This window comes from Burkholderia sp. MR1-5-21, assembly GCF_053427715.1.
In genome coordinates this window covers 141616-162072 of record NZ_JBSAXD010000018.1, presented here as the reverse complement: position 1 = coordinate 162072, position 20457 = coordinate 141616, and the positions used below count along the sequence as shown (strand labels likewise).

The window sequence follows — 20457 nt, the reverse complement described above, 5'->3', positions numbered from 1 at the left end:
GGACACTCGCTTGGCTCGCATCGTCCTCAAGATCGACGTCGACACGCTGCGCGGCACGCGCGAAGGCGTGCCGAACCTCGCGCGCATCTTCGACCGCTTCAGCGCCCGCGCAACCTTCCTCTTCAGCCTCGGGCCGGACCATACCGGCTGGGCGCTGCGGCGCGTGTTCCGCCCGGGGTTCCTGAAGAAGGTGTCGCGCACGTCGGTCGTCGAGCATTACGGCGTGAAGCAGCTGATGTACGGCGTGCTGCTGCCGGGTCCTGACATCGGCCGCCGCGCGATCGCCGACATGCGCGCGATCCACGAGGCCGGCTTCGAATGCGGGATCCACACGTGGGATCACGTGTACTGGCAGGACAACGTCCGCCAGCAGGATCGCGACTGGACCGCGCGCGAAATGCAGAAAAGCCACGCGCGCTTCGTCGAGATCTTCGGCGCGCCGCCCGTCACGCACGGCGCGGCAGGCTGGCAGATGAACGACGCGGCGTTCGAGCAGATCGACGCGTGGGGCATGCGCTACGCGTCCGATGGCCGCGGCCATTCGCCGTACCTGCCGGTCGTCGGCGGCCGGACGCTCGCGCACGTGCAGATGCCGACGACGCTGCCGACGCTCGACGAAGTGCTCGGCGTCGACGGCGTCGACACGCACAACGTCGCCGCGCACATCCTCAAGTTCACCGAAACCAATCCGCACGACCAGGTCTTCACGCTGCACGCGGAACTGGAAGGCCAGAAGCTCGCGCCGGTGTTCGAGCAACTGCTCGCGGGCTGGCGTGCGCAAGGCCACACGTTTGCGACGATGGGCGACTATCACGCGACGCTGGACCGCGACACGCTGCCATCGTACCCTGTCACGTGGGGCGAGATTCCGGGCCGCTCCGGCGAGCTGATCGTCCAGCCCGACTGAGCTCGCACGCGGGCAGGCGCCGTCCGATCCCGACCCTCCGGTGCGGCTGCCGCCGCACCGCACCCTGTACGCCGCCGTGCACGCGCGATCGATGCGCGGCGCGCAAACGCGCCATCGCCAAGGCGCCCTTCCATAACAACAGGAGAAACACGTGTCCGTCGAAGTTGACCGTCAAGTTCCCGATTTCACTGCCCCGGCTACCGGCGGCGACCTGTCGCTGTCCGACCTGCAGGGCAAGAAGCTCGTGCTGTATTTCTATCCGAAGGACAACACGCCCGGCTGCACGACCGAGGGGCTGCAGTTCCGCGATCTCTATCCGAAGTTCAAGAAGGCCGGCGCGGAAATCGTCGGCGTGTCGCGTGACAGCCTGCGCTCGCATGACAATTTCAAGGCAAAGCTCGAGCTGCCGTTCGCGCTGATCTCCGATGGCGACGAAGCGCTGTGCACGCTGTTCGATGTCATCAAGATGAAGAAAATGTATGGCAAGGAAGTGCGCGGAATCGAGCGCTCGACGTTCCTGATCGACGCCGACGGCGTGCTGCGTCGCGAATGGCGCGGCATCAAGGTACCGGGTCATGTGGAGGACGTGCTGGGTGCTGTACAAGCGCTTTGAGGCGCGCTATATTGGGCCGCAATGAATGCCAGTACGCCCCATATTTCTCGTAGCTGCGCCGGTGCTCGTTGCGATGCTTCCCGGCACCTGACGCGCATCACGACGGTATCAGCCGAGCCGCTTGTCCCGGTCGACGGGGCAGCGGCTTTTTTTATGGTCTGCGCGCCGGCGCTCGGTCCGGCCCTTCACCCCGTCAAGGAGCTGATCGACATTTAGGCGAACCGGCTAAACGAATTTCATGTGCGCCACCGCGCGCAAACTGCCTGCGTCTTCGTCACGAAGCAGAATGCGATCAGCGGCGCATGCCATGCGACACGATTCCTCCCGAGGGACACCATGCCTTTGCCTACCCCCCCCAGCAAGCTCGGCAGCCTGCTGCCGCCCGACGAATACAAGGCGAAAGCGCGACCCGCGAAAGCCGCGAAGCAATCCGCCGAAGGGGACGTTTCCACGGCCGGTGACTACGGTCCGGCTAGCGTGGCCCAACCGATGACCGAAGCCGCGAACACCGCCGCGCCGCTGCGTGCCGTCGGCGCGATCGCGTCGACGCAGGAAGCCCCGAGCGCCCCTGCGCGCGGCCGCAAGACCAAGCAGACGGCCGCACTGCTGCAGCCCGTGCCGGCACCCGCAGAACCCGCCGCGCCGGTCGCGCGCGCCGAAAAGCCTTCGGCCGTGAAACCGGCCGCCGCCGTCGCGCGCGAAGCCGGTACCGCGACGAAATCGCGCGGCCGCAAGGCCGCCGAAGCCGAGATGCAGAAGCTGTTCGTGCTCGACACGAACGTGCTGATGCACGATCCGAGCAGCCTCTTCCGCTTCGAGGAACACGACGTCTATCTGCCGATGATGACGCTCGAGGAACTCGACAACCACAAGAAGGGGATGTCGGAAGTCGCACGCAACGCGCGCCAGGTGAGCCGCACGCTCGATGCGCTCGTCGCCGACGCGGGCCCGATCACGACCGGCATTCCGCTGTCGCGCCTCGGTAGCCGCGATGCGCTCGGCCGCCTCTATTTCCAGACGACGCTCACCAACATCGAGCCCGTCGAGGGCCTGCCGCAAGGCAAGGCCGACAACCAGATCCTCGGCGTCGTGCGCGCGCTGCAGCGCGACCGGCCCGACCGCCAGGTCGTGCTGGTGTCGAAAGACATCAACATGCGGATCAAGGCGCACGCGCTCGGCCTGCCCGCGGAAGACTACTTCAACGACCAGGTGCTCGAGGACAAGGACCTCCTGTACACCGGCGTGCGCGAGCTGCCGCAGGATTTCTGGACCCGGCATGCGAAGGGCATGGAGAGCTGGCAGGACACGAAGACGGGCACCACGTACTATCGCGTGACGGGTCCGCTCGTCGCGTCAATGCTCGTCAACGAGTTCGTCTACCTCGAGCCGCAGAACGGCGAGCCGACGTTCCATGCGGTCGTCCGCGAGCTGAACGGCAAGACGGCGCTGCTGCAGACGCTGCGTGACTACAGCCACCACAAGAACAACGTGTGGGGCATCACCGCGCGCAACCGCGAGCAGAATTTCGCGCTGAACCTGCTGATGAACCCGGAGATCGACTTCGTCACGCTGCTCGGCCAGGCCGGCACCGGCAAGACGCTCGTCGCGCTCGCGGCGGGCCTCGCGCAGGTGCTCGACGACAAGCGCTACAACGAGATCATCGTGACGCGCGCGACCGTGCCCGTCGGCGAGGACATCGGGTTCCTGCCCGGTACCGAGGAAGAGAAGATGCAGCCTTGGATGGGGGCATTCGACGACAACCTCGAAGTGCTGCAGAAGACCGACGACGCCGCCGGCGAATGGGGTCGTGCAGCGACGCAGGAACTGATCCGTTCGCGCCTGAAAGTGAAGAGCATGAACTTCATGCGCGGCCGCACGTTCGTCGACAAGTACCTGATCATCGACGAGGCGCAGAACCTGACGCCGAAGCAGATGAAGACGCTCGTCACGCGCGCGGGCCCCGGCACGAAGATCGTCTGCCTCGGCAACATCGCGCAGATCGATACACCGTACCTGACGGAAGGCAGCTCGGGCCTCACCTACGTTGTCGATCGCTTCAAGGGCTGGAGCCACGGCGGCCACGTGACGCTCGCGCGCGGCGAACGGTCGCGGCTCGCCGATTACGCGTCCGACATCCTGTAACGCGGCCTGCCGGCCAGCCTGAGCCGGCTCAGGTCGTTCGCGACACCACACGGCGCTCCGGAAACGGAGCGCCGTTTTTGTTTTGGGGTCGTAAGCACTGCAAGCCGCCGTCACGCAATGACCACATTTACACGCGAAACTTCAAGTAAATTCTCAGGAATGGTTGCCTAAGCCCCGTCGGAGCGACTACCATCGGGCCTATCCGTTGTCATACGATTCGCGAGCGCGCCGCGCTCGCCCGCCTGTCATGCTTCGAATCTGGGTTCCCGTCGCCGTCGTGTCGTTGCTTGCGGCCTGCTCCAGCGTGCCGCCGCAGTCGGCGTCGCGCTCGTCGGGGACGACGATCACGACGCCCCGCGCGTTCCCGCCGCCCGCCAATTTCCCGAAATTCGTCGACCACAGCGTCGGCCAGGAAGAAATCTCGATCCAGGCGATGAGCCTCGTCGGCGTGCCGTACCGCTGGGGCGGCAACACGCCGGCGAGCGGCTTCGACTGCAGCGGGCTCGTGCGCTACGTGATCGGGCGCGCGGCGGACGTGGACCTGCCGCGCACGACCGCGGACATGAGCGGCCGCGGCACGTCGATCGACCCGGAGCAGATCGCGCCGGGCGACCTGATCTTCTTCAACACCACCGGGCGGCCGCATTCGCACGTCGGCATCTATGTCGGCAAGCTGCGCTTCGTCAATGCGCCGTCGACGGGCGGCACCGTGCGGCTCGACTACCTGACGAACCCGTACTGGGCGAAGCGCTTCGACGGCATTCGCCGCGTCGCGCCGCCGAAGGCGACGCCGACGCCGTTCGATGCGCCGACCTACGAAGCGCGGCGCGATGTTCCGCGTGCGCAGCCGGCCGCACCGGCGTCCGCCGTGGTGGCCGCCGCACCGAGGCAGCCGGCCTATGCGGCTGCGCCGCCGAGCGTGTCACCGCTGTCGCCGGCCACGACGACTGCGCAGGCGACGCCGGCCACGTCGACCGCACCGGTCGCTCAGGCCGCAGTCGCCGACCCGTACGAACCTCCGCCACCGCGGATGCCGGCGGCCCAGCAGCAGGCGACATCCGTGAGTGACGTCGCCGCGGCAACGGCAAGCCCGTCGCGAGCCGATGTCGCAGAGGTCGGCACGTCGATTCCGACGACGGCCCTGACTGCCGCCGAAGCAGCCGCATTCGATTCGGAACCGCCGCCGTCTGCCCCGGCGACACGCCAGGCGCGCGCCGCCGAACCCGACAGTGTCCAGGTACTGCGCGCATCGACGCAATCCGCCCCCGTCAGCACACGCACCGGCACGGCCGACGACCCGATCGCCCGCTTCGCGAACGGCAGCTACTGATACAAGACCCTGTCGTCGAACCGTGCGATGCGCGGCGCCCTCCACCGGTCCGCGCCCATGAAAAAAGCGCCGCAGCCTGTCGGCATGCGGCGCTTTCGGGAGCGAAGCGGCACTGGCGCGAAACGACGCGATCAGAAGATCCGGTGGCCGAGCCACCAGCCGCCCGCCGCGAACAGCGCGGACGCCGGCAGCGTCAGCACCCACGCCCAGACGATGTTGCCGGCCACGCCCCAGCGCACGGCCGACAGCTTCTGCGTCGCGCCGACGCCGACGATCGCGCCGGTGATCGTGTGCGTCGTCGACACCGGAATGCCGAGGAACGACGCAATGAACAGCGTCATCGCACCGCCCGTTTCGGCGCAGAACCCGCCGACCGGCTTCAGCTTCGTGATCTTCTGGCCCATCGTGCGCACGATCCGCCAGCCGCCGAACAGCGTGCCGAGACCCATCGACAGGTAGCACGCGCCGATCACCCACGCGGGCGGCGCATCGGCGGTCGCCGACGCATAGCCCGTCGCGATCAGCAGCATCCAGATGATGCCGATCGTCTTCTGCGCATCGTTGCCGCCGTGACCGAGGCTGTACAGCCCGGCCGACAGCAGCTGCAGACGACGGAACCGGCGGTCGACCTTGCTCGGTGCGGTACGGAAATACAGCCACGACACGCCGAGCATGAACAGCGAACCGAGGATGAAGCCGAGCAGCGGCGAGATGAAGATGAACGCGATCGTCTTCATCAGCCCGTCGATATTGAGCGAGCCCCAGCCCGACTTCGCGAGCGCCGCGCCGACAAGGCCGCCGATCAGCGCATGCGACGAGCTCGACGGAATGCCGTAGTACCAGGTGATCACGTTCCAGCCGATCGCGCCGATCAGCGCGCCGAACACGACGTAATGGTCGACGATCTCAGGGTCGATCGTGCCTTTGCCGACGGTCTGCGCGACCTTCAGGTGAAAGATGAAATACGCGATGACGTTGAACAAGGCCGCGAATGCCACCGCCTGCTGCGGCTTCAGCACCCCGGTGGACACGACGGTGGCGATCGAGTTCGCCGCGTCGTGGAAGCCGTTCATGAAGTCGAATACGAGCGCGACGAGCACCAGCGCCGCGACCATCCATAGGGCGAGTTGTATCGAATGCATCGTAATCGGCTCAGGCGTTTTCCAGCACGATGCCTTCGATGATGTTCGCGACGTCCTCGCATTTGTCGGTGATCTCTTCGAGCAGCTCGTAGATCGCCTTCAGCTTGATCAGCGTCTTCACGTCGTCTTCTTCGCGGAACAGCTTCGACATCGCCGCACGCAGCACGCGGTCGGCTTCCGATTCCCAGCGGTCGATTTCTTCGCACGCCTTCAGGATCTGCGCGGACTGCTTCATGTCCGACAGCATCGCAACGGCCTGCTGCACGTGCTGCGCGGCCTGCGTGACGATGTGCGCGAGCTGGCTCGCCTCGGACGTCACCGCACGCACGTCGTACAGCGACACGGCGGTCGCGACATCCTCCATCAGGTCGAGGATGTCGTCCATCGTCGTGATCAGCTTGTGGATCTCGTCGCGGTCGAGCGGCGTGATGAACGTCTTGTGCAGCAAATCGATCACTTCGTGCGTCAGCTTGTCGGCAGCCTTCTCGGCCGACTGCACGTTTTGCTTGTGAATCTCGGCATCGGCGAGATTGTCGATCAGCAGTTCGAGCTCGCGGCCCGCGGCAACGATGTGCTTCGCGTGCGCATTGAAGTATTCAAAGAACTTGCCCTCGGTGGGCATGAATCGACCGAACATGGGATTCCTGGGAGATTGTCAAACGGCTGTCACGAAAATCGGCGACATTGTACCGTTTCCCGTCCGGCGCGCGCACGGGACGCGCGCGCACACGGCGACGGGATACAACGTTTCGTGAAATAGGGGTTTACAACCGGCGTCACTCGCCGTAGAAGTTCTGCGCCCCGGCAAAATTGTCGAACTTCGTGTATTGGCCGAGGAACGTGAGCCGAACGGGCCCGATCGGGCCGTTACGCTGCTTGCCGATGATGATTTCGGCAGTGCCCTTGTCGGGGCTGTCCGGGTTGTAGACTTCGTCCCGGTAGATGAACAGGATCACGTCCGCATCCTGTTCGATTGCGCCGGATTCCCGCAGGTCCGACATCACCGGCCGCTTGTTCGGTCGCTGTTCGAGGCCGCGGTTCAGCTGCGACAGTGCGATCACCGGCACGTCGAGCTCCTTCGCGAGACTCTTCAGCGAGCGGGAAATTTCCGAGATTTCGGTCGCGCGGTTCTCGCCCGACGACGAGCCCGACATCAGCTGCAGGTAGTCGACGATGATCAGGCCGAGCTTGCCGCACTGGCGCGCGAGACGCCGCGCCCGCGAGCGCAGTTCCATCGGGTTCAGGCCGCCCGTCTCGTCGATGAAGAGCTGCGCCTCGCTCATCTTCTGCACTGCGTGCGTGAGCTTCGGCCAGTCCTCGTCGGTGAGACGCCCGGTCCGCATCCGGTGCTGGTCGAGCCGGCCGATCGAGCCGAGCATACGCATCACGAGCTGCGTGCCCGGCATTTCCATCGAGAACACCGCGACCGGCAGCCCGTATTCCACCGCGACGTATTCGCCGATGTTCATCGAGAAGGCTGTATTGTGCGTCACCACGAAATCGTCGGTTACGTACAGGCGCGACGGATGCGACACCGAGATGCACTGCGTGGCCGTCCGGCGCGTCGGCTCGATACCGACGATCACCGGCATCTTGCGACGCGTTCGCCCGGCTGCAAGCCGTTCGCGCTTGCCCTCGAACAGGAACAGGCTTTGCGGATCCGGATGACTGATCGTGCACACATAAGCCGTTGCGCCGGCCCTGCGCTCGTCGCCGGACGTGAAGCTGGTCGCCTTCTCCGAAATCTGGCACCAGGAACCGAGCGAACGTGCCAACTCCTGGACGTCGCGCGCGAGTTGCGCACTGGCCGTCGAGTAACGCACCGTGCCCCACGATTCGACCCAGCCGTCGGTATCGAGCAGTCCGCGCAGCAGATCGAGTCGCACATCCTTGCCCGCCTCGAGGTAGATTCGCGGAATGAACTTGTCGTAACTCGTCCGCCCCCATACGCCAAGCCGTTCAAGCGCCGCCTTCAGCGGATTGACTGTCGGGCGCGGCCCCTGGTCGGCCGGGCGACGCTTGATTCTCCAGTCGTACTGGCCGGAATATTCGAGTTCGAGGGTCGCGTCGACCCGCGCGCGCATCCGGTTCAGCGTCTCCTCCGCCTTGACACTGAAACGCACCGCCGTACCGCTCAGCGAGCCGTCGCCGAGCAATGCGCCCAGCACCCACGGATCGACAGGAAGCGAATCCGCGTGTCCGAAATCGCCGCTCGGCATGTCGATCCACAAGCGATTCCGATAGCGCTGCCGCGTCAGGAGCGTGCGAATTTCTGCCGTGGTCAAAACGCGCGGCTTCTCCCACCCACGGTAATGGACACACCACAGGTGCTCGTCGCAACATTCGGCGGAACGGCCATCCGAGAAACTGACGCGGTAGACCTGCCGGTCGCCTTGCGGAAAGATGCCGGTCACCGTCGACGGTGCGCCGTCGACCGATGCGAGCGCATCACCGACCTTCAGCTCACCCATCCGCTTCCAGCCCGTCAGTGTGCTGACGCGCGCATCGAGCGGCTGCGCCTTACCCATCGACGGACGACCGGCAACGATGATCAGCTCGCCGCCATGCATCCCCGACGTCATCCGGTCGAGATCGACGAAGCCCGTCGGCGTGCCGGTGACGTCGCTCGGGTTCGCGGTGTGATACAGCGTGTCGATCCGCTCGACGACCTGCGTGAGCAGCGGGCCGATCTCGAGGAAGCCGTTGTTGCCGCGCGCGCCCTCCTCGGCGATCGAGAACACCTTCGCTTCGGCCTCGTCGAGCAGCTGGCGGACTTCCTTGCCCTGCGGATTGAACGCATCGGCGGAAATCTCGTCCGCGACCGACACGAGCCGGCGCAGCACCGCGCGATCGCGCACGATCTCCGCGTAGCGGCGGATGTTCGCCGCGCTCGGCGTGTTCTGCGCGAGCGCGTTCAGATACGCGAGCCCGCCGACGTCGTCCGCCTTGCCGGACGTGGTCAGCGCTTCATAGACGGTCACCACGTCGGCCGGACGCGTCGCCGCGATCAGGCGGCCGATGTGCTCGTAGATGATCCGGTGGTCGTAGCGATAGAAATCACCCTGCGACAGGAAGTCGGCAATCCGGTCCCACGCCGCGTTGTCGAGCAACAGGCCGCCCAGCACCGACTGCTCGGCTTCGACCGAGTGCGGCGGGACTTTCAGCGATTCGATTTGAGGATCTTGCGGCGCGTTCATGGGTTGGGATTATCGCGAATTGAGCGCGGGGACGCCAGCCGGTCGCCGGCTGCCGGACAACAAAAAAGGCAGGCCCCGGTTACCCGGGCGCCTGCCCTTCATCCGGGCGGCGGAAGCCGCCCGGCAAGACTGCGTACGCTTACGCGTGGTCGCCGATCACGTTGACCGTGACGTCGACGACGACGTCCGTGTGCAGCGCGACCTGGACAGCGTGCTCGCCGATCATCTTCAGCGGGCCTTCCGGCATGCGAACCTGTGCCTTCTCGACGTCGTAGCCTGCCTTCTTCAGCAGTTCCGCGACGTCCGCGTTCGTGACCGAGCCGAACAGACGGCCGTCAACGCCCGACTTCTGCGTGATTTCGAACGACTGGCCTGCCAGCTTCTCGCCGACTGCCTGCGAAGCCGCCAGCTTTTCAGCGGCGATCTTCTCGAGCTCTGCACGGCGCACTTCGAATTCGGCGATCGCTTCCTTCGTTGCGCGACGAGCCTTGCGGTTCGGGATCAGGAAGTTGCGTGCGTAACCGTCCTTGACCTTGACGATGTCGCCCAGGTTGCCCAGGTTGGCGACTTTTTCCAACAGAATGATTTGCATTCGAATTCTCCTTATTGCGTCGCCTGATTACGCCTTGTGCTGATCGGTGTACGGCAGCAGCGCGAGGAAACGCGCACGCTTGATTGCCGTATCCAGCTGACGCTGATAGTGCGCCTTCGTACCCGTCAGGCGAGCCGGCGTGATCTTGCCGTTTTCGCCGATGAAGTCCTTCAGCGTTTCCGTGTCCTTGTAGTCGATCTGCTCGACGCCGGCGGCCGTGAAACGGCAGAACTTCTTGCGCTTGAAGAGCGGGTTTTGTTGCTGACGACGCTTGTCGAATTTCTTACCAGTCGGGCGGGGCATGATTTCAGTCCTTTCCAATGTCCTGCAATGCTGTGATGTGAAACACCAAGGTTCTCGCGTTGCGGCTTTTCTTTGCCAGGAAGCCCGTGAACAGCGTTTCGACGCCCATTTCACGGCTTTCCAGCCTGCCGCTCGCCTCACCGGCCGCCACCGCCTCGATCGTCATTTCGACCTGACGGGGTATGCCTGCTTCGACGACTTCCGTGCGGTGATGCAACGTGGCGCTTGCGATCGGAACGCCGGCGGGGGTGTACCGCACCGGTGCGCGTTCGACGACGCTCGCGGTCAATTGCAGCCTGTTCACGTGAGTGGCGCGCTCCTTGGTGGCTTAAATGACTACGAGCTTAAGCCTGCGCTTCGGTCGGCTGAGCAGCAGCCGCCTTCTTGGCTTCTTCGCGCTGAACTTCCTTCATCATCGGCGACGGGCCGGTCTCGGCCTTCTTCATCTTGACGATGAGGTGACGCAGCACGGCGTCGTTGAACTTGAACGCGTGTTCGAGTTCGTCGAGCGTCGTCTGGTCGCACTCGATGTTCATGCAGACGTAGTGAGCCTTCGCGAGTTTCTCGATCATGTAGGCCAGTTGGCGACGGCCCCAGTCTTCGACACGGTGGATCTGACCGCCGTGCGACGTGATCGTGGTCTTGTAACGCTCGATCATCGCGGGCACTTGCTCGCTCTGATCGGGGTGCACGATGAAGACGATTTCGTAATGACGCATTACACACTCCTTGTGGATTGAAGCCACCCGGGCGTCTGAACCGGTGTGGCAAGTGAGAAGCCGAAGATTCTAACCCGGATATGGGTCACGTGCAAGGTTCATCGATAATTCGCCGCGCGATTCGGCCGTGTTTTCAACGACTTGTGCCCGACGGGCAGCGCCTGGCGGGCGGTCGCCGCGTCCGGCGGCGCCGTGCGCGCGGCGCTGTCGGACACGCGGATCGCGATCGGGTCGAGATGGGGGTCACAACCCTCTGCTTGCTGTCATTCCGTGCGCGGCGCACCAAGGCGCGCGTTCAGCGCCGCCTTGAACGCCGCGAGCGCGGACGGCTCGGCATCGGTCACGGCCCACCACGTCATGCCGGCGGCGTCCCAGCGGTCGAGCGCGTAACCCTGCGACAGGGTCGCATACGGCGCCGACGCCCCGCCCTCCCCGGACGGCCGCACGTACACGTCGATCACGTGCTGCCGGTAGCGGTACACGAGCACCGCGACGCGACGCTGCCCGACGTAGTCGAGCCGGCCGCCCGCGAGCGCGAAGCCGTTCGCGGCGAGATCCTCGACGGGCGGCGCATAGTCGAGACGGCCGTTGAACCAGGGCTTGACCGTATGCCGGTCGGTCGAGATCACGTCGATGTCGCGCGCCGACAGGCCCGCCCGCACATGGCTCGCGACGAGCTCGTCGACGGTGCGATCGGTCGCTGCACGATGCGCGGACAGCGTCATCCCCGCAGCCGCCGCGAGCGCGATCACGAGCGCGACGCCCCAGCCGGCGCCCGGCAGCGCGATGGCGCGAGGCCGCGGCCTGCCGGCCGACGGGCCGCGCAGGCCCAGCCGCCCGAACCAATCGAACCAGCCCGGTACGCGCGCGGGCGCGCGCGGCACGTCGGCCGCCGACGGCAAGCCCGCAAGGATGCGTGCGCGCAGCGCGTCCGGCGCACGGTGATATTCGGCCTGGCGGACCGCCTGGCCGAGCGCGACGATCCGGTCGCGCTCGCGGCGGCACGCGTCGCACGTGTCGACGTGCCGCTGGATCCGCAACGCGTCGGGCGCCGACAGCTCGCGGTCGACATCCGCGCCAAGCAGTTCGCGCGCTTCGTTACAGTCCATCGATGGCCTCCGATGCCGTTCCGGCTGCCGGCGCGCCGCCTGCCGCGCTTCCGCCCGGCGCCGCCGCCGTACGTGCCGTGTCCCGCGCCGGCTCGCCGCATGCGCCTTCGAGCAGCGCGGCGAGCCGGCGGCGGCCGCGCGCGAGCCGCGACATCACGGTGCCCACCGGCACGTCCGCGATCGCCGCGATCTCGCGGTAGCTCAAGTCCTCCATTTCACGCAGCACGAGCACTTCCCGATATTCGGCCGGCAGCTTCGCCAGCGCGGCATTCACGAGGCGGGCGTCCTCGCCGCGCAGCAGCTGCGCGAGCGGGTCCTCCGCTGCCGGATGCCAGTCGTCGGGCGACTCCGTTCCGTCGAGCGTTTCGGGCACCGCCACTTCGTGCGCGTGCGTGCGCCGCCGCCATTCCGTGTACCAGGTGTGGCGCACGATCGTCAGCAGCCACGGCCGCGCGTTGTCACCCCGGCAGCCGTCGACGAAGCGCAGCGCGCGGACGCACGCCTCCTGCACGACGTCGTCCGCATCGCTCGCACTGCCGCTCAGCCAGCGCGCGAGGTTGTACGCGGCGTCGAGGTGCGGCAGCACGAGCGCGCGAAAGCGCTCGCCGCGCGCCGCCGCATCCTGTGCCGCTCGTTCGTCGACCGTCCGGCCGGATTGCCCCACGTCGCCTCCTGTTGATCCCGACGGCCTCAGCCGCGTCCGTTCGGCGTGCAGCGCCCGCAACAGACGGGCGATACGCACACGGTCAAGGATCCTTACCACCCGTGGATCGAGTTTATTCCCGCCAAACGTGCGCGGAGACGAAAAATAAACCGGGAATGGCAGCCGCGCGCCGCCGGTATCACAGGCATGCCCCGTCATCGCTTCGCCAAGGAGCCGCCATGCCGCTCGATTTCCCGTTCCCCAGGCATCCCGACGCGCGTGCGGCCTGCCGCGCCCATCGGCGCCAGGCCTGCGTCCACGCAGTTCCGCGTGCAGTTCCGCACTCAGCGGCCGTCCCCCGCACGGCCGCCGCCGCGCGAGGCGCGCCCAGCGCGCCTATGGCGTCGTGCTCCAGTAGCCGGGGTGCGCGTACGCGTCGCGCAGGTAGTCGATGAAATAGCGCACGCGCGCGGGCACGTAGCGCTGCTGCGGATAGACGGCAAGGATGTCGTAGTCGGGCAGCGCGTATTCGTCGAGCACGGTTTCGAGCTCGCCCGTCTCGAGCTGCGCGGCGATTTCCCACGTCGAGCGCCAGCCGAGCCCGAGCCCTTCAGACGCCCAGCGGTGCAGCAGTTCGCCGTCGTTGCAGTCGAGGCTGCCCGTCACGCGCATCGTGACGATCTTGCCGTTGCGCTGGAAATACCAGCCGCGGTTCTGGCCGCCCTGCAGGTTGAACGCGAGGCAGTTGTGCGCGAGCAGGTCGTCGAGCGACTTCGGGCGGCCGTGCCGGCGGAAATAGTCCGGCGTGCCGCACACGACGCGCCGGTTCGACGCAAGCTTCACCGCGACGAAATTCGGGTCGACCGCGCCGCCGATCCGGATCGACAGGTCGTAGCCTTCGCGCACGAGGTCGACGACCCGGTCGGTCAGGTTGAACGACAACTGCATGTCCGGCTTGTCGGCGAGAAAGCCCGGCGCATGCGGCGCGACGTGCTTGCGGCCGAACGCGGCCGGCGCCGACACGATCAGGTGGCCGCTCACCGAGCGCCGCCCGGCGGCCAGCTCGTTCTCGGCCTGGTCCCATTCGGCGAGCAGCCCGCGGCAGCGCTCGAGGAACGCCGCGCCCTCCTCGCTGACGACGAGCCGCCGCGTCGAGCGGTACATCAGCTTCACGCCGAGGCGCTTCTCCAGCGCGTCGATGCGCCGGCCGAGCACGACAGGCGACACGCCCTCCTCGAGCGCGGCTGCCGCGAGGCTGCCCGCGTCCGCGACCCGCACGAACGTCTCGATCTGCTTGAAGCGGTCCATCTCATGTCTCCTGCATGACGGCGGGCCTTGGGCCCGTTCACGCCCAGGGCCGACACACCGTCATTCAATACTTTTAGTTTCGAAAAAAGCGACTGCGGCTGATCTTATCAAACCTTTGGTGCAACCCTAAAGTGTCTCCAACAGACCGATTCGCAAGATCCGCCATATTCAAGGAGACATCCATGGCCAAGATGAGAGCCGTCGACGCCGCCGTACTCGTGCTCGAGAAGGAAGGCATCCAGACCGCATTCGGCGTGCCCGGCGCAGCCATCAACCCGTTCTACTCCGCGATGCGCAAATCGGGCGGCATCAGCCACGTGCTGGCCCGCCACGTCGAGGGCGCCTCGCACATGGCCGAGGGCTTCACGCGCGCCGCGCCGGGCAACATCGGCGTGTGCATCGGCACGTCGGGCCCGGCCGGTACCGACATGATCACGGGCCTCTATTCGGCGTCCGCCGACTCGATCCCGATCCTCGCGATCACGGGCCAGGCGCCGCGCGCCCGCCTGTACAAGGAAGACTTCCAGGCGGTCGACATCGAGTCGATCGCGAAGCCGGTCACCAAGTGGGCCGTCACCGTGCGCGAGCCGGCGCTCGTGCCGCGCGTGTTCCAGCAGGCGTTCCACCTGATGCGCTCGGGCCGTCCGGGCCCGGTGCTCGTTGATCTGCCGATCGACGTGCAGCTCGCCGAGATCGAATTCGACATCGACACGTACGAGCCGCTGCCGGTCTACAAGCCCGCGGCAACCCGCGCACAGATCGAGAAGGCGCTCGCGATGCTCAACGACGCGGACAAGCCGCTGATCGTGTCGGGCGGCGGCGTGCTCAACGCGGCGGCCGAGGACCTGCTCGTCACGTTCGCGGAAACGATTGGCGTGCCGGTGATCCCGACGCTGATGTCGTGGGGCGCGATTCCCGACGACCACCCGCTGATGGCCGGCATGGTCGGCCTGCAGACGTCGCACCGCTACGGCAACGCGACGATGCTCGCATCCGACTTCGTGCTCGGCATCGGCAACCGTTGGGCAAACCGCCACACGGGCAGCGTCGACGTCTATACGAAGGGCCGCAAGTTCGTGCACGTGGACATCGAGCCGACGCAGATCGGCCGCGTGTTCGGCCCGGATCTCGGCATCGTGTCGGACGCGAAGGCTGCGCTGGAACTGTTCGTCGCCGTCGCGCAGGAATGGAAGGCCGCGGGCAAGCTGAAGGATCGCAGCGCGTGGGTCGCCGAATGCCAGGAACGCAAGCGCACGCTGCAGCGCAAGACGCACTTCGACAACGTGCCGGTCAAGCCGCAGCGCGTGTACGAAGAGATGAACAAGGTGTTCGGCCGCGATACGTGCTACGTCAGCACGATCGGCCTGTCGCAGATCGCGGCCGCGCAATTCCTGCACGTGTTCAAGGCGCGCAACTGGATCAACTGCGGCCAGGCCGGCCCGCTCGGCTGGACGATCCCCGCCGCGCTCGGCGTGCGTGCGGCCGATCCGCGCCGTCCGATCGTCGCGCTGTCGGGCGACTACGACTTCCAGTTCATGATCGAGGAACTGGCGGCCGGCGCGCAGTTCAAGCTGCCGTACGTGCATGTCGTCGTCAACAACTCGTACCTCGGGCTGATCCGCCAGGCACAGCGCGCATTCGATATGGACTACTGCGTGCAGCTCGCGTTCGACAACGTGAACGCGCCTGAGCTGAACGGCTATGGCGTCGACCACGTCGCGGTGGCCGAAGGCCTCGGCTGCAAGGCATTGCGCGTGTTCAAGCCGGAAGAGATCGAGCCGGCGCTGAAGCAGGCGCAGGCGCTCGCGGAAGAGTTCAGCGTGCCGGTGGTTGTCGAAGTGATCCTCGAGCGCGTGACGAACATTTCGATGGGCACCGAGATCGACGCGATCAACGAGTTCGAGGATCTCGCCGAGAAGGCGGAACATGCGCCGACCGCGATCTCGCTGCTCGACTGACCCACCGTTCTTTTGACTGACCGACCGAAGAGGCTTAGCTCATGCCGAAGTTTGCTGCAAACCTGACCATGCTGTTCAACGAAGTGCCGTTCCTCGACCGCTTCAAGGCGGCCGCCGACGCGGGCTTCGACGCCGTCGAGTTCCTGTTCCCGTATCCGTACGCGAAAGAGGAACTCGCCGAGCGGCTCGAGACGCACCGTCTGCGCCTCGTGCTGCACAACCTGCCCGCCGGCAACTGGGATCAGGGCGAGCGCGGCATCGCATGCCTGCCCGATCGCGTCGGCGAATTCCAGGAAGGCGTCGGCCGTGCGATCGAGTACGCGAAGGCACTGAAGGTGCCGCAGCTGAACTGCCTGGTCGGGATCCCGTCGGCGAGCACGCCGCGCGACAAGACCTTCGTCACGATCGTCGACAACCTGCGCTTCGCCGCCGATGCGCTGAAGCGCGAAGGCATCCGCCTGCTCGTCGAGCCGTGCAACAGCTTCGACATCCCGGGCTTCGCGCTGAACCGCTCGGCCGAAGGGCTCGACGTGATCCGCGCGGTCGGCTCGGACAACCTGTTCCTGCAGTACGACATCTATCACATGCAGCGCATGGAAGGCGAACTGGCCGCGACGATCGAACGCAACCTCGCGTCGATCGGCCACGTCCAGCTCGCCGACAACCCCGGCCGCAACGAGCCGGGCACGGGCGAGATCAACTACGCGTTCCTGTTCGCGCTGCTCGACCGGCTCGGCTATGCCGGCTACGTCGGCTGCGAATACAAGCCTCGCACCACGACGACGGAAGGACTCGGCTGGCTGCAGAGCGTCGCCGGCTGTGCGCCGGGCTCGGCGCGCCGCGCCGCCTGAACGTCACCCGTTCCGTTTTCGTCCCTACCCCTAAGGAGACATCCAGCATGGCAATCATCGGTTTCATCGGCCTCGGCATCATGGGCGCGCACATGGCGCGCAACCTGCTCAAGGGTGACCACCAGCTCGTCGTGAACGGCGCGTTCCCGATCCCGGACGACCTGCGCGCGAGCGCCAAGGTCGTCGCGAACTCGACCGAAGTCGCCAGGCACGCCGACATCATCATTTCGATGGTTCCGGACACGCCGGACGTGCGCAACGTGCTGTTCGCCGACGACGGCGTCGCGAAGGGCCTCACGGCCGGCAAGCTCGTGATCGACATGAGCTCGATCTCGCCGCTCGACACGCAGGCATTCGCGAAGGACATCAACGCACTCGGCTGCGACTACCTCGACGCACCGGTGTCCGGTGGCGAAGTCGGCGCACGCGAAGCGTCGCTGACGATCATGGTCGGCGGCCCGGAAAAGGCGTTCGAGCGCGCGAAGCCGCTGTTCGAGCTGATGGGCAAGAACATCACGCTGGTCGGCGACAACGGCGCCGGCCAGACCTGCAAGGTCGCGAACCAGATCATCGTCGCGCTGAACATCGAGGCCGTCGGCGAAGCGCTGCTGTTCGCCGCACGCTCGGGCGCCGATCCGGAACGCGTGCGCCAGGCGCTGATGGGCGGCTTCGCCGCGTCGCGCATCCTCGAGGTGCACGGCGCCCGCATGACGAAGCGCACGTTCGATCCGGGCTTCCGCATCGAGCTGCACCAGAAGGACCTGAACCTCGCGCTCGACGGCGCGCGCAAGCTCGGCCTCGCGCTGCCGCACACGGCGAGCGCGCAGCAGCTGTTCAGCGTCTGCGCGGCGCACGGCGGCAAGGCATGGGATCACTCGGGCCTCGTGCGCGCGCTCGAGATCATGTCGAACTTCGAGATCGCGCAACCGCAAGCCGACACGAAGGCCGCGTAAGCGTGCCATTCGCCGCCCGCACCCGCGGGCGGCACGAATATCGACGATGCGTTCCGCCACGCCGGACACGCATCGATGCGCGAATGTCTCGCGCATCACGGTGGGGCGTCCCGCCGCGCAACTCAAGTGAGCGCGGCGGGACGAAAAGCGCCGCTCTGGGCTGAGAGCGGCGTGGTGGGGTCCGCAGCGGCACCCGGCGACGCCGGGGAAGCCTTGGTCGGTCAGACGTCGTCGTCGGGTGTCCGTCTGTCGGATTTCACGTCTTACATTTCTTTACGTTCGCGCGCGCAATTGTTCATGCATTTGACGCCGTGAGCGCCTACACTTTCGCCACGCCTTTCGAGAAATCCGCCGCGCTTGCGTTCGCCTCAGTCGATCGCGCCCAGCGCGGTGTTTTTTTCGCCACTTCACGGCGCGTTTTCTTTTCAACCACCTAAGGAGTGCAACGATGGGTCTTCTTTCGTTTATCAAAGAGGCGGGTGAAAAACTGCTGGGTCACGCCGACGCGCAAGCGGCGGAAGACCCGAATGCCGCAAACCAGACCGCGGCCGATGCGATCAAGAACTACATCAACACGCAAGGTCTCGACACGTCGAACCTGACAGTCGCGTTCGACGGCGCGTCGCGCACCGTCACGCTGTCGGGCAGCGTCGCCGACCTCGACACGAAGGCGAAGGTCAAGGTCGCGGCCGGCAACGTCCAGGGCGTCGCGGGCGTCAACGACGACGACCTGCAGCCGGACGATCCGCAAGTCCAGTACCACGACGTCGTGTCCGGCGACAACCTGTGGAAGATCGCCGAGAAGTACTACGGCGACGGCTCGAAGAACGATGTGATCTTCGAAGCGAACAAGCCGATGCTGTCGAGCCCGGACCGGATCTACCCGGGCCAGAAGCTCGTGATTCCGCCGCAGTCCTGAGCGTTTGCGCAGGAACAACCGGATCGACAACGAAAAAGCAGGCCGATGGCCTGCTTTTTTCATTGGCGCGGACGCGGTCCGCAAGACCCGTCGATCAATACGCGTCGAACAGCTGCTGCACGTCGGCACGCGCGTGAATCCCGCTGGCGAGCGCGAGCATCAGCAGCACGCGCGCCTTGAACGGATTCAGCGAACCTGCGCTCACGAAGCCGAGCGCATCGTCGTTGGCGGCGCCGTTCTTCATCACGTGCCCCGAACCGACCCGCGACGCGCGCACCACGACGACACCCTGCTTCACCGCATCGGCGAGCGCCGCCTGCAGCGTCGCGTGGATCGAGCCGTTGCCGGTACCCGCGACGACGAGCCCGCGCACGCCGGCCGCGACGAGCGCATCGACGGCCGTGCGCGTGACGCCCGCGTAGCTCGCGACGACCTCGACCGGCGGCCATGCACTGCCGATCGCCAGTTGCGCATCGCGCGAACGCGTGACGCGGCGCGCGAATTCGACGCGGCCGTCCTGCACCCAGCCGAGCGCGCCGAGCTCCGGCGACTGGAACGCATCGACCGCATACGTGCTCGTCTTCACGACATCGCGCGCGCCGTGGATCCGGTTGTTGAACGCGACCAGCACGCCCTGCCCGCGCGCGGCCGGGTGAGCCGCGACCGTCACCGCATTCAGCAGGTTGAGCGGCCCGTCGGACGACAGCGCGGTCGCCGGACGCATCGCCGCGGTCAGCACGACCGGCTTGTCGCCGGGCACGGTCAGGTGCAACGCATAGGCGGTTTCCTCGAGCGTATCGGTGCCGTGCGTGATCACGATGCCGTCGACGGTGTCGTCGGCCATCAGCGCGGCGATCCGTGCGGCGAGCGTGTTCCACAGCGGCAGCGCGAGATCCTTGCTGTCGATGCTCGCGACCTGCTCGGCGCGGATCTGTGCGACCGACGCGAGCGCCGGCACCGCATCGAGCAGGAAGTTGACGCCGAGCGCGCCGGCCTGATAGCCGGCCGTGCTGGCCGCATCGGGTGCAGCCCCGGCGATGGTGCCGCCGGTGGCGAGAACGGCGATGCGCGGCAGCGCCGGCGACGAAGGGGAAGCCTGATTCGGAGTATTCATGGGCGCGATTGTAATGGCTCGGGATCCGCGTCCGATAGCCCCCGGCCGCAATGCCCGCGCGACGCGAAACGCACGGCGCTCATGGTTTGTCCGGATCGCGTCGCGGCACCAGCCGTCAACGCCCGCTGCGGGCGCCACGTTATAGGAAGTGCTGTTTTGGTGTTTTCACATTGATTTGCCATAATCGGAGCGCGCGGCGCGATGCGTCCCCGCTTTGCGCCCTGCTTCGTGACGGCATCAATAAAGCGCAATTCACCCCATGGGAGTGTCAAATGAAAATCCAATCGCTCGTAGCCGCACTGCTCGTCGGCGGCATGCTCGCCTCCCCCGTGTTCGCGGCGAACAGCCAGCAGGACAAGATGAAGGCCTGTAACACGCAGGCAGCCGGCAAGACGGGCGACGAACGCAAGGCGTTCATGAAGGACTGCCTGTCCGCCAAGCCCGCGAAGAAGATGTCGCAGCAGGACAAGATGAAGGCCTGCAACACCCAGGCCGGCGACAAGAAGGGCGACGACCGCAAGGCATTCATGAAGAGCTGCCTGAGCAACCAGCCGGCCGCCTGAGTTCCGCCGCTCCCGCATCGATGCCGCGCGCCGTTCCGACGGGCGCGGCATTTTTGTTTTCGTTGCCTGCGCACCCGGTGCCGCACACGCGCAT

General features: G+C 66.3%; 20 protein-coding genes and 1 pseudogene. 9 read left to right on the top strand and 12 right to left on the bottom strand.

The features are described from left to right. The first annotated feature begins 10 nt into the window (after nucleotides 1-10). Together ACV229_RS24060 and ACV229_RS24055 are read left to right on the top strand one after the other, a co-directional pair. Nucleotides 11-907 (top strand): polysaccharide deacetylase family protein, encoded by an 897-nt coding sequence (locus tag ACV229_RS24060; protein ID WP_448085593.1) that lies wholly within the window; start codon nucleotides 11-13, stop codon nucleotides 905-907. A 151-nt stretch (nucleotides 908-1058) separates the two neighbouring features. Then, nucleotides 1059-1520, top strand: coding sequence for a peroxiredoxin (locus tag ACV229_RS24055; protein WP_448085592.1), 462 nt, complete (start codon nucleotides 1059-1061; stop codon nucleotides 1518-1520). A gap of 193 nt (nucleotides 1521-1713) precedes the next feature. Here ACV229_RS24055 and ACV229_RS24050 read toward each other — a convergent pair. Beyond that, nucleotides 1714-1949: pseudogene (locus ACV229_RS24050) on the bottom strand (hypothetical protein). On the opposite strand from ACV229_RS24050, the gene ACV229_RS24045 reads away from it, so the two are divergent. Further along, on the top strand, nucleotides 1857-3662 hold the full coding sequence (locus tag ACV229_RS24045; protein ID WP_448085591.1) for a PhoH family protein: 1806 nt from the start codon (nucleotides 1857-1859) through the stop codon (nucleotides 3660-3662). The pseudogene ACV229_RS24050 and the gene ACV229_RS24045 sit on opposite strands and share 93 nt — an antisense overlap. A gap of 247 nt (nucleotides 3663-3909) precedes the next feature. Next, entirely contained in the window at nucleotides 3910-4992 is a 1083-nt protein-coding gene (locus ACV229_RS24040; RefSeq protein WP_448085590.1) for an NlpC/P60 family protein, read from the top strand. Nucleotides 4993-5123: 131 nt separating this feature from the next. Here ACV229_RS24040 and ACV229_RS24035 read toward each other — a convergent pair whose 3' ends face one another. From ACV229_RS24035 to ACV229_RS23990, 10 genes are all read right to left on the bottom strand, one after another. After that, a complete protein-coding gene (locus ACV229_RS24035; protein WP_448085589.1) occupies nucleotides 5124-6134 on the bottom strand; it encodes an anion permease in 1011 nt (336 codons plus the stop codon). A gap of 10 nt (nucleotides 6135-6144) precedes the next feature. Then, nucleotides 6145-6771 carry a DUF47 domain-containing protein gene (locus ACV229_RS24030; RefSeq protein WP_448085588.1) on the bottom strand — a complete coding sequence of 209 codons (627 nt, stop codon included), beginning with the start codon at nucleotides 6769-6771 and terminating at the stop codon, nucleotides 6145-6147. Nucleotides 6772-6910: 139 nt separating this feature from the next. Next, nucleotides 6911-9331: a replicative DNA helicase gene (dnaB, locus tag ACV229_RS24025; RefSeq protein WP_448085587.1), complete on the bottom strand. Its 2421-nt coding sequence runs from the start codon at nucleotides 9329-9331 to the stop codon at nucleotides 6911-6913. Nucleotides 9332-9470: 139 nt separating this feature from the next. Next, entirely contained in the window at nucleotides 9471-9923 is a 453-nt protein-coding gene (gene rplI / locus ACV229_RS24020; protein WP_448076256.1) for a 50S ribosomal protein L9, read from the bottom strand. A 27-nt stretch (nucleotides 9924-9950) separates the two neighbouring features. After that, nucleotides 9951-10226, bottom strand: a complete 276-nt coding sequence (gene rpsR, locus ACV229_RS24015) for a 30S ribosomal protein S18 (protein ID WP_006486248.1) — start codon at nucleotides 10224-10226, stop codon at nucleotides 9951-9953. A 4-nt stretch (nucleotides 10227-10230) separates the two neighbouring features. Further along, the gene (gene priB, locus ACV229_RS24010) at nucleotides 10231-10530 is read right to left on the bottom strand and encodes a primosomal replication protein N (protein ID WP_011657069.1); all 300 of its coding nucleotides are present in this window, start codon (nucleotides 10528-10530) and stop codon (nucleotides 10231-10233) included. A gap of 40 nt (nucleotides 10531-10570) precedes the next feature. Beyond that, nucleotides 10571-10945 (bottom strand): 30S ribosomal protein S6, encoded by a 375-nt coding sequence (gene rpsF / locus ACV229_RS24005; protein ID WP_006402295.1) that lies wholly within the window; start codon nucleotides 10943-10945, stop codon nucleotides 10571-10573. A gap of 263 nt (nucleotides 10946-11208) precedes the next feature. Further along, on the bottom strand, nucleotides 11209-12054 hold the full coding sequence (locus tag ACV229_RS24000; protein ID WP_448085586.1) for an anti-sigma factor family protein: 846 nt from the start codon (nucleotides 12052-12054) through the stop codon (nucleotides 11209-11211). Next, nucleotides 12044-12718: an RNA polymerase sigma factor gene (locus ACV229_RS23995; RefSeq protein ID WP_448085585.1), complete on the bottom strand. Its 675-nt coding sequence runs from the start codon at nucleotides 12716-12718 to the stop codon at nucleotides 12044-12046. Before ACV229_RS23995 ends, ACV229_RS24000 begins: the two co-directional genes overlap by 11 nt. Nucleotides 12719-13093: 375 nt before the next feature. Next, the gene (locus tag ACV229_RS23990) at nucleotides 13094-14005 is read right to left on the bottom strand and encodes a LysR family transcriptional regulator (protein WP_448085584.1); all 912 of its coding nucleotides are present in this window, start codon (nucleotides 14003-14005) and stop codon (nucleotides 13094-13096) included. 182 nt (nucleotides 14006-14187) lie between these two features. Here ACV229_RS23990 and gcl point away from each other — a divergent pair, with 182 nt between their 5' ends. From gcl to lysM, 4 genes are all read left to right on the top strand, one after another. Continuing rightward, nucleotides 14188-15963 carry a glyoxylate carboligase gene (gcl, locus tag ACV229_RS23985; RefSeq protein WP_448085583.1) on the top strand — a complete coding sequence of 592 codons (1776 nt, stop codon included), beginning with the start codon at nucleotides 14188-14190 and terminating at the stop codon, nucleotides 15961-15963. Nucleotides 15964-16004: 41 nt separating this feature from the next. Beyond that, nucleotides 16005-16814 (top strand): hydroxypyruvate isomerase, encoded by an 810-nt coding sequence (gene hyi, locus ACV229_RS23980; RefSeq protein ID WP_448085582.1) that lies wholly within the window; start codon nucleotides 16005-16007, stop codon nucleotides 16812-16814. 47 nt (nucleotides 16815-16861) lie between these two features. Next, a complete protein-coding gene (locus ACV229_RS23975; protein WP_448085581.1) occupies nucleotides 16862-17767 on the top strand; it encodes a 2-hydroxy-3-oxopropionate reductase in 906 nt (301 codons plus the stop codon). Between the two features lie 448 nt (nucleotides 17768-18215). Next, nucleotides 18216-18686, top strand: coding sequence for a peptidoglycan-binding protein LysM (gene lysM, locus ACV229_RS23970; RefSeq protein WP_448085580.1), 471 nt, complete (start codon nucleotides 18216-18218; stop codon nucleotides 18684-18686). Between the two features lie 94 nt (nucleotides 18687-18780). Here the strand turns inward: lysM and ACV229_RS23965 are convergent, their stop codons facing one another. Next, nucleotides 18781-19800, bottom strand: a complete 1020-nt coding sequence (locus ACV229_RS23965; RefSeq protein WP_448085579.1) for an asparaginase — start codon at nucleotides 19798-19800, stop codon at nucleotides 18781-18783. 272 nt (nucleotides 19801-20072) lie between these two features. Here ACV229_RS23965 and ACV229_RS23960 point away from each other — a divergent pair, with 272 nt between their 5' ends. Continuing rightward, nucleotides 20073-20363, top strand: a complete 291-nt coding sequence (locus tag ACV229_RS23960) for a PsiF family protein (RefSeq protein ID WP_448085578.1) — start codon at nucleotides 20073-20075, stop codon at nucleotides 20361-20363. Nucleotides 20364-20457: the final 94 nt, after the last annotated feature.

Bases quoted from the DNA above. Each gene is read 5' to 3' on its own strand.
- dnaB (WP_448085587.1), bottom strand. From the start codon at position 9,331: ATGAACGCGCCGCAAGATCCTCAAATCGAATCGCTGAAAGTCCCGCCG.
- ACV229_RS23960 (WP_448085578.1), top strand. From the start codon at position 20,073: ATGAAAATCCAATCGCTCGTAGCCGCACTGCTCGTCGGCGGCATGCTC.
- ACV229_RS24035 (WP_448085589.1), bottom strand. From the start codon at position 6,134: ATGCATTCGATACAACTCGCCCTATGGATGGTCGCGGCGCTGGTGCTC.
- ACV229_RS24045 (WP_448085591.1), top strand. From the start codon at position 1,857: ATGCCTTTGCCTACCCCCCCCAGCAAGCTCGGCAGCCTGCTGCCGCCC.
- gcl (WP_448085583.1), top strand. From the start codon at position 14,188: ATGGCCAAGATGAGAGCCGTCGACGCCGCCGTACTCGTGCTCGAGAAG.
- rpsR (WP_006486248.1), bottom strand. From the start codon at position 10,226: ATGCCCCGCCCGACTGGTAAGAAATTCGACAAGCGTCGTCAGCAACAA.
- ACV229_RS23965 (WP_448085579.1), bottom strand. From the start codon at position 19,800: ATGAATACTCCGAATCAGGCTTCCCCTTCGTCGCCGGCGCTGCCGCGC.
- ACV229_RS24030 (WP_448085588.1), bottom strand. From the start codon at position 6,771: ATGTTCGGTCGATTCATGCCCACCGAGGGCAAGTTCTTTGAATACTTC.
- hyi (WP_448085582.1), top strand. From the start codon at position 16,005: ATGCCGAAGTTTGCTGCAAACCTGACCATGCTGTTCAACGAAGTGCCG.
- ACV229_RS23990 (WP_448085584.1), bottom strand. From the start codon at position 14,005: ATGGACCGCTTCAAGCAGATCGAGACGTTCGTGCGGGTCGCGGACGCG.
- rplI (WP_448076256.1), bottom strand. From the start codon at position 9,923: ATGCAAATCATTCTGTTGGAAAAAGTCGCCAACCTGGGCAACCTGGGC.
- lysM (WP_448085580.1), top strand. From the start codon at position 18,216: ATGGGTCTTCTTTCGTTTATCAAAGAGGCGGGTGAAAAACTGCTGGGT.
- ACV229_RS24000 (WP_448085586.1), bottom strand. From the start codon at position 12,054: ATGGACTGTAACGAAGCGCGCGAACTGCTTGGCGCGGATGTCGACCGC.
- rpsF (WP_006402295.1), bottom strand. From the start codon at position 10,945: ATGCGTCATTACGAAATCGTCTTCATCGTGCACCCCGATCAGAGCGAG.
- ACV229_RS24040 (WP_448085590.1), top strand. From the start codon at position 3,910: ATGCTTCGAATCTGGGTTCCCGTCGCCGTCGTGTCGTTGCTTGCGGCC.
- ACV229_RS23975 (WP_448085581.1), top strand. From the start codon at position 16,862: ATGGCAATCATCGGTTTCATCGGCCTCGGCATCATGGGCGCGCACATG.